The sequence below is a fragment of the Nostoc sp. CCY 9925 genome (assembly GCF_963920935.1).
GTDB lineage: Bacteria > Cyanobacteriota > Cyanobacteriia > Cyanobacteriales > Nostocaceae > Nostoc.
In genome coordinates, this window is sequence record NZ_CAWUDO010000050.1 from 56,046 (window position 1) to 62,045 (window position 6,000).

The 6,000-nt window shown below is 42.2% G+C and carries 6 protein-coding genes and 1 pseudogene; 2 read left to right on the forward strand and 5 right to left on the reverse strand.

What is annotated here, in order from left to right:
• Positions 1-14 precede the first annotated feature (14 nt).
• On the reverse strand, positions 15-710 hold the full coding sequence (locus ACM0OY_RS23095) for an esterase/lipase family protein (protein ID WP_414571170.1): 696 nt from the start codon (positions 708-710) through the stop codon (positions 15-17).
• A gap of 620 nt (positions 711-1,330) precedes the next feature.
• Between ACM0OY_RS23095 and ACM0OY_RS23100 the strand changes: the two genes are divergently transcribed.
• Positions 1,331-2,977: a hypothetical protein gene (locus ACM0OY_RS23100; RefSeq protein WP_414571171.1), complete on the forward strand. Its 1,647-nt coding sequence runs from the start codon at positions 1,331-1,333 to the stop codon at positions 2,975-2,977.
• 339 nt (positions 2,978-3,316) lie between these two features.
• Here the strand turns inward: ACM0OY_RS23100 and petJ are convergent, their stop codons facing one another.
• The 4 genes from petJ to ACM0OY_RS23120 all read right to left on the reverse strand — a co-directional run bounded on the left by petJ (position 3,317) and on the right by ACM0OY_RS23120 (position 5,509).
• Positions 3,317-3,661, reverse strand: coding sequence for a cytochrome c6 PetJ (gene petJ, locus ACM0OY_RS23105; protein WP_414571172.1), 345 nt, complete (start codon positions 3,659-3,661; stop codon positions 3,317-3,319).
• A 258-nt stretch (positions 3,662-3,919) separates the two neighbouring features.
• Positions 3,920-4,336 (reverse strand): plastocyanin, encoded by a 417-nt coding sequence (gene petE / locus ACM0OY_RS23110; protein WP_414571173.1) that lies wholly within the window; start codon positions 4,334-4,336, stop codon positions 3,920-3,922.
• A gap of 387 nt (positions 4,337-4,723) precedes the next feature.
• Complete coding sequence (psbV, locus tag ACM0OY_RS23115; RefSeq protein WP_414571174.1) at positions 4,724-5,215, reverse strand: photosystem II cytochrome c-550; 492 nt, start codon at positions 5,213-5,215, stop codon at positions 4,724-4,726.
• Positions 5,216-5,263: 48 nt separating this feature from the next.
• Positions 5,264-5,509 (reverse strand): hypothetical protein, encoded by a 246-nt coding sequence (locus ACM0OY_RS23120; RefSeq protein ID WP_414571175.1) that lies wholly within the window; start codon positions 5,507-5,509, stop codon positions 5,264-5,266.
• A 305-nt stretch (positions 5,510-5,814) separates the two neighbouring features.
• Between ACM0OY_RS23120 and ACM0OY_RS23125 the strand changes: the two are divergent.
• Positions 5,815-6,000, forward strand: a pseudogene (locus tag ACM0OY_RS23125) (hypothetical protein); the annotation flags it as partial.

The window sequence follows — 6,000 nt, forward strand, 5'->3', positions numbered from 1 at the left end:
AAAAATAAAGTTTTTTAAATCAAATATTGCATCCAAGCTTTTAAAGGTTCTGGTGAGCCATACCAAATCCCAGGAGTTCTGGGAGAATGCTTGATACCTTCAATTACCAGATTTTCTGCGCCTTCCAAGTGAGCTGCTTCAATGGGTGTGATTCCATCTCCCCAAGTGTTACCTTTACCACAGGTTAATTTGTAACTACTGTAAGCCAACCAGCTACCGCGCCGTCTTTCTCCAAAAATTGTTTTGCCCGCCACGCAAACGTAACGAACATTTTTGTAAAAAGCTCCAGGATAGTTATTGGTAACAAAATCCAGATTCGAGCGCGTCCAGCGTTCTTGGCTGATGTGGGGTGTACCCAAGGTGATGAGAGTAGTAACCAAGGGATGGGCTTGCCAGAGGGATGGCTCAACATTGCTGCGTGCGAAATAGGGTTTTTCTCCCATGTAGATGCGCGATATCCAACCCCCGGCTGAGTGAGCAATCAAATTAATTTGAGTAGCGTTATGTTGCTGCAATATTTGTTTGACTGTGACATCGAGTTGTTGCAAAATCGGCGTTACAGGTCTTCCGCCAATAGTGGGTAGCCAGTCACGCCGCTGTAGTGGTACTGTGACAGTGGGAAAATTTAACTGTTGTAAAGATTGTTCTAGTTGGCGGTAAGCGATCGCGCTTTCTAGATAACCAGGAACAATAACTGTCGGTAATGGCATTTAAAATTTTGACTGCAAGGACTGAAGGTTTAATTATTTTTTAAGAAATAAGGAGTCATTAGTTTAGAGGCTAAAATAACCATTGCCTGACTTACTCTTGGTAGCCAAACCCAGACACATATGGATGGGTTTTAGGGCTAAAATGTCAATAAAATGGTACAGTTCACAACAGTTTTAGGGTCAACTGATGTGGTAAGATTGTCACAAAGAGCGTAGTATCTAACCGTTCATTGTGCCATTTGTTACGTAATCTTTGTTAAATAAAGGCAATAGAAAAAATAGGACAACCAGAGAAAATTTTCTAATTTAGTCAAACTTATACGATAGATGAAAGTTTATAAATATCCGAAATATTACTTTTAACTGTGCGGTTTATAACAGTAAAAAATCAAAAGCAGTAATTCTTTAGACATCTTTTTAGTAAACACAAATTAAAAACATGATAGAGCATCATTAAGAAATTCAAAACTTGAGGAAATGGTAATTTTAGAGTCTGGATTGCCAGCATAGGAAGTTATTATTTCCTTAGAGGGACGCATCTCTTGGAATATATTGCAATATAGTCACCAAAGAGAGAATTGTTAGCAAACTGCAACTGAGCCGAGTGAACGATAACAGCCATGTCTTACGTCTCCCTGCTGAAAAATATACCAGAAATCATTAGCCAGCCAATTGGGATAGCAGCTATAGCTTCTGTTGGCATCCACGGTGCGATCGCCATGATTGTACCATTGATGCCCATAGACTCTAGCAAGCCCAAAGAAACGGCATCATCAAAAACAGTCGGACTTTTAGAATTGAGTCAAGCCGACCAAAGCCGTTTGCCCGAAAGCACACCCAAAGTAGGTTTACAACAATTACCGCCAATAGCGCCACTTTCTGCACCGAATTTTAGCGCGCAGAGTGTATTGCCCCCATTGGCACCACCGCCAACGAGCCAGTTAGTACTGCCTCCCTTACCTCCATCAGCTAATAGCTATCGGGTTTCTTCTGCGCCTACAAGGCAGTCTCTACGGACGATTCCTAATTATAATTTTGGATTTGACGCTTCTAAATTTGACAGTTCTAAATACAGTAACAGCCCCAAATTTTCGCCATCAGTTCCTCGAGTTCCTCGTTTAACTGAAAGCGATCGCAAATACGAGGCACCTGAGCCGTTACCTGTAAATAGGCTGCCACAATTGCAGTCACAGAACATACCTGATGATATTCTGCAAAATGCCCAATCTCGGAACCTTTCTGACATTGGCCCCGTGACAACACCGCAGGGAAATCCAACTCCGCAAATGACGCAACCAACTAATAACGCGTCTACAACTGCTCAAAACTCCCTGATAAATTCTCTAAAACAAGGTCGAGGAAATAGCAATACTTTAATCGGAACTAGAGGAAGTACGACCCAGGCAAGCGATTTATCCCCCAAAGGAACTCAACAGACAATCGCACAACTGGATTCTTACGATGCTCTTAGAAAACAAGTCCAGCAAGAATACCCTAATGCTGAACAAAAACCAGTTATTCGACAAACATTAGCCACGGATAAGTCGAATGTCCAAGGGGCTGTTTTAGGCGTATTAGTAGTAGATCCTGATGGCAAAGTCTTAGATATCAAGTTCCAAGACAAGTTAGTCTCCCCGGAATTGCAAACAAAAGCAAGAGAGTACTTTAATAAACAATCCCCCAAGGGAGATAAAAAGATTAGTTCTTATCCGTTTAACTTAGTCTTCCAAAACAACGGTAGCAACACAATCGGAGCTACTGAAGATCAAAAGCCCTTTCCATTGGCACCAGGAGGCAACAGCAATCAGCTAACGCCATCGCCAGCGCCTATTTCTAAACCGTTTTCGGAAGCGCCAATCAGAACTAATCAGTCTGCGCCTTTACCCGCACGTACTCTCAAACCGTTAGTTGTGCCAGGAGTCAATAACAACTCACCGAAAGATGATGCAAAGCCATCATCCGAAGTGCAAATCAAGAATAATCAGCCTGCGTCCTCACCTAGAGGTACTCTCAAACCATTAGTTCTACCAAAAATCAATACTAATCAACCCCAGCGCTTACCAGCAGCTACTTCTAAACCATCATCCAAGCTGGAAATCAGAAACAACCAGGCGACGCCTTCACCAGCAGCCAGTACTTCTGAACCGCTATTAGTGCCAACAGTTAATAAAAATCAGCCGACACCGACTCCTAAAGCCGAGCAAGAATTATTACAACAGTTGCGCCAAATGAAGGGAAACACACAAAAGTCTAGTCCAGAACAATAGCCAGTTGCTATTAAAAAGTAAAAAGAAAATTCCGATAAATAAATTGAGGTAGTTAACGGCCCTTTTTATTTATTGTTTCTTTTGTTTTGTTCAGTGATTTTGGATAATGAGAAAAATTGTGAATTTATCTTTTAGGTAAAAGGTATAAATAGACAATAAGTGCTAGTTAACAGTAACTTAAGTTCCCAGATTTAGCACTTATTGTCTAAAGTAGTAAAGTTTTAATGAGCTTTTTTAAATTCAAAATGCAAAATTCAAAATGAACAATAAGAATAATTTTGAATTTTGAATTTTGAATTGGAGCGTTCGCGTAGCGTCTCGTAGAGAAGCGACTTGACTTTACCAGCCTTGTTGTGCATTCTGAAAAACGTAAGCTGCTACCTGTAAAATTTCCTCAGTACTTAACTTGTCTTTAAAGGCAGGCATGGCATTTTTGCCATTCTGTACTTGGTGGATAATCGCCTGAATTGAGTCATTATCGTAATCTTTTAGGTACTTTGATAATGCTTCCTTTTTCAAGGTTTTTTCGGTGATTAGGATGTTACCGCCACCGATATGGCAAGACGCGCAGTTAGCCTCGAAAATTTTAGCACCGTTGGATGTTTCTGCTGCTAGTGCTGGACTAATGAATGTTAATTTGAATAGGGCGATCGCTAACAGCAAAATTAATAAAAGTATTCTCAAGAGAATTTCCTCGCAACAAGCCTCCAGGAAGAGTATAAACGCGATCAATCCCTAGATTAAGTCAAATTTGATCAAAATTGGCGGTAACGAGTTCACCCCACCTTCGCCACATGGTGCTTAGCGTCTTCGGTGGGCAGATGACTCGTCACCGCCATTATCCATTGTGTGGGTCACTCTGGGAGTGTAGCGTGTTGCTTATAAGCTGATTTCACTGAGAAAAGCTGAAAAAATCATCTAGTTCCAACGATGATATTCTAGCTATTCGACAGTGATTGTACCAACCATGCCAGCACCACGATGAGGTTCGCAGTAGAAGGTGTAGTCACCAGCAGGTGCATCTGCGGGGAAGGTAGTTGCTACTTTTTGACCAGGACTCATCAACTGTTTTTTATGAGACAGAGATGCTGCTAATTCCTTGCTGCCAGCTGGGTTTTTAGCGGGATCAAACACAACATTATGGGGCGGAACTTTATTGTTCACCCACTCAATAGTGTCACCTGGTTTAACTGTCAATTTTTTCGGTTGAAATGCCAGCATTCCTTTATCACTGCCAAGTTTCACTTGGTATGTTTCAGCCGCAGCGCTGGGAGTAAAAACAGCGAAGCTGCTAACAACTAAAAGAATTGTCAACACAGCTAGACTCAGGCGTCGCCAGCTTGCCGAAATAAATTTCATGACTCTCTCCTAAACAAACATTTTTTTCCTTTTCTCATTTTAAATAAAATCAACGCCAAAGTATGACAATATGTCGTAGATACAATTTTTTTTTAAGAATGGGCGGAAAAATATAAAAAAAAAGCTGTGCAATCTGGTGTAGATGGTAGACTGCCATACCACAAAAAGTATTTGAATGAAGGTAAACGCTCAGATGGAAAGCTTTGATCCTTGTGGGATGAAAACAAGGGACTGGGGATTGGGGACTGGGCGTTAGGAGCTATGAGTTAGGAGTGAAAATAGTTTGCTTTGTCTACACCATTCGTTCAACACCCAATACTCTATGCCCTATGCCCAATACCCAATACCCAATCCCCAAGACTCAGCCCTAAGTGCTAATTCCGGGATTTAGTAATAGATTTTTCCGCCTCCCCACTTATTACCAACAACTTTGGGTTGTAGGAGAATATGACCAGCGATCGCTACTAAATCATCATCGGTCAGATTTCTCATTTCTGTGAAAATATCTGCACTCTTAGTGCTGGGATGTAATTCGGAAATTTCCTCTACCCCGTCATAAGTAGTGGGATTTTTCATGTAATCCACCAAGCCTTCAATGTTATTACGGTTTGGTGTTGCCAATGCCAGAGCTTCTGGTTCAAGTCCCACGTTCTGGTTGGTTTTGGTAACGCCGCCAACATGACATTGGGCGCAAGCGTATTGAAATAAGCGTTTGCCTTCTTTGACTTGTTTGAGGCTAAGTACGACAGTATCACCCTGATCGTTTAATGCCACTGTTCTGGTAGCTTTGTCTAGTTCCACTGCTGTGGCGCTACCAACAATCAACCCAAACGCGAGTAAAACAGTAGCCACAACAACGCCAATTAGTCTTCTAAACATGTTTCCCCTTAAAGATTTTGACGCTCAACACAGCTAATAAAACGATGCTCAATCTCCTATCCAAAGCCTGAGATCGCCCTTGAGGTGACTTCGGCACCACCCACCGAGTCGCCAACCCTTTGGGCGTGTATCAGATGATATTCGGAAAATAATTGCCTTTGCATCCTCTAACGCCAAACGGCTCTTTTGGTGTTTGTCGGCAATTAAGAGTTGGTTATCGAGAGAAAACAATTTTTCTACAGTCATGCTGTAGTCGGCTGCTATCTCTGCGATCGATAGGTTTGCAAAACCCATAATGCTTGTTAACTGATAGATAGAGATTGAGTCGCTGTAATACCAATATCACGTTAGGAGTGCAATTTGTTGCCCAAAATACGGTTTGGGGGATGGGGAGAGCAGAGGGAGGCAAAGGAGGCAGGGGAGGCAGGGGGAGCAGAGGGAGGCAGGGGAAGCACGGGAGGCAGGGGAGGCAGGGGGAGGCAGGGGAAGCAGGGGGCAGAAAAAAGCTTAACTGAACAGTATTGGGAGCAGGAGAGGTGTTACAGCAGTAAATAGAGTTAATCGAATTAAAGAAGTTAATAATTCTTGAGCTTTTAATAGTGAAATTTGAACCTCTGAGTTTCCGCTATGAACCTTTGAGCTTCGCTGATGAATATCTGAGCTTCGTCGATGAATATCTGAGCTTCGTCGATGAATATCTGAGGTTTGGCGATGAATATCTGAGGTTTGGCGATGAATATCTGAGCTTCGTCGATGAACCTCTGAGCTTCGTCGATGAACCTCTG

Excerpts from the sequence above, each read along its gene's own strand:
- ACM0OY_RS23095 (WP_414571170.1), bottom strand. The coding sequence starts at position 710 with ATGCCATTACCGACAGTTATTGTTCCTGGTTATCTAGAAAGCGCGATC.
- ACM0OY_RS23100 (WP_414571171.1), top strand. The coding sequence starts at position 1,331 with ATGTCTTACGTCTCCCTGCTGAAAAATATACCAGAAATCATTAGCCAG.
- petE (WP_414571173.1), bottom strand. The coding sequence starts at position 4,336 with ATGAAATTTATTTCGGCAAGCTGGCGACGCCTGAGTCTAGCTGTGTTG.
- psbV (WP_414571174.1), bottom strand. The coding sequence starts at position 5,215 with ATGTTTAGAAGACTAATTGGCGTTGTTGTGGCTACTGTTTTACTCGCG.
- ACM0OY_RS23120 (WP_414571175.1), bottom strand. The coding sequence starts at position 5,509 with ATGGGTTTTGCAAACCTATCGATCGCAGAGATAGCAGCCGACTACAGC.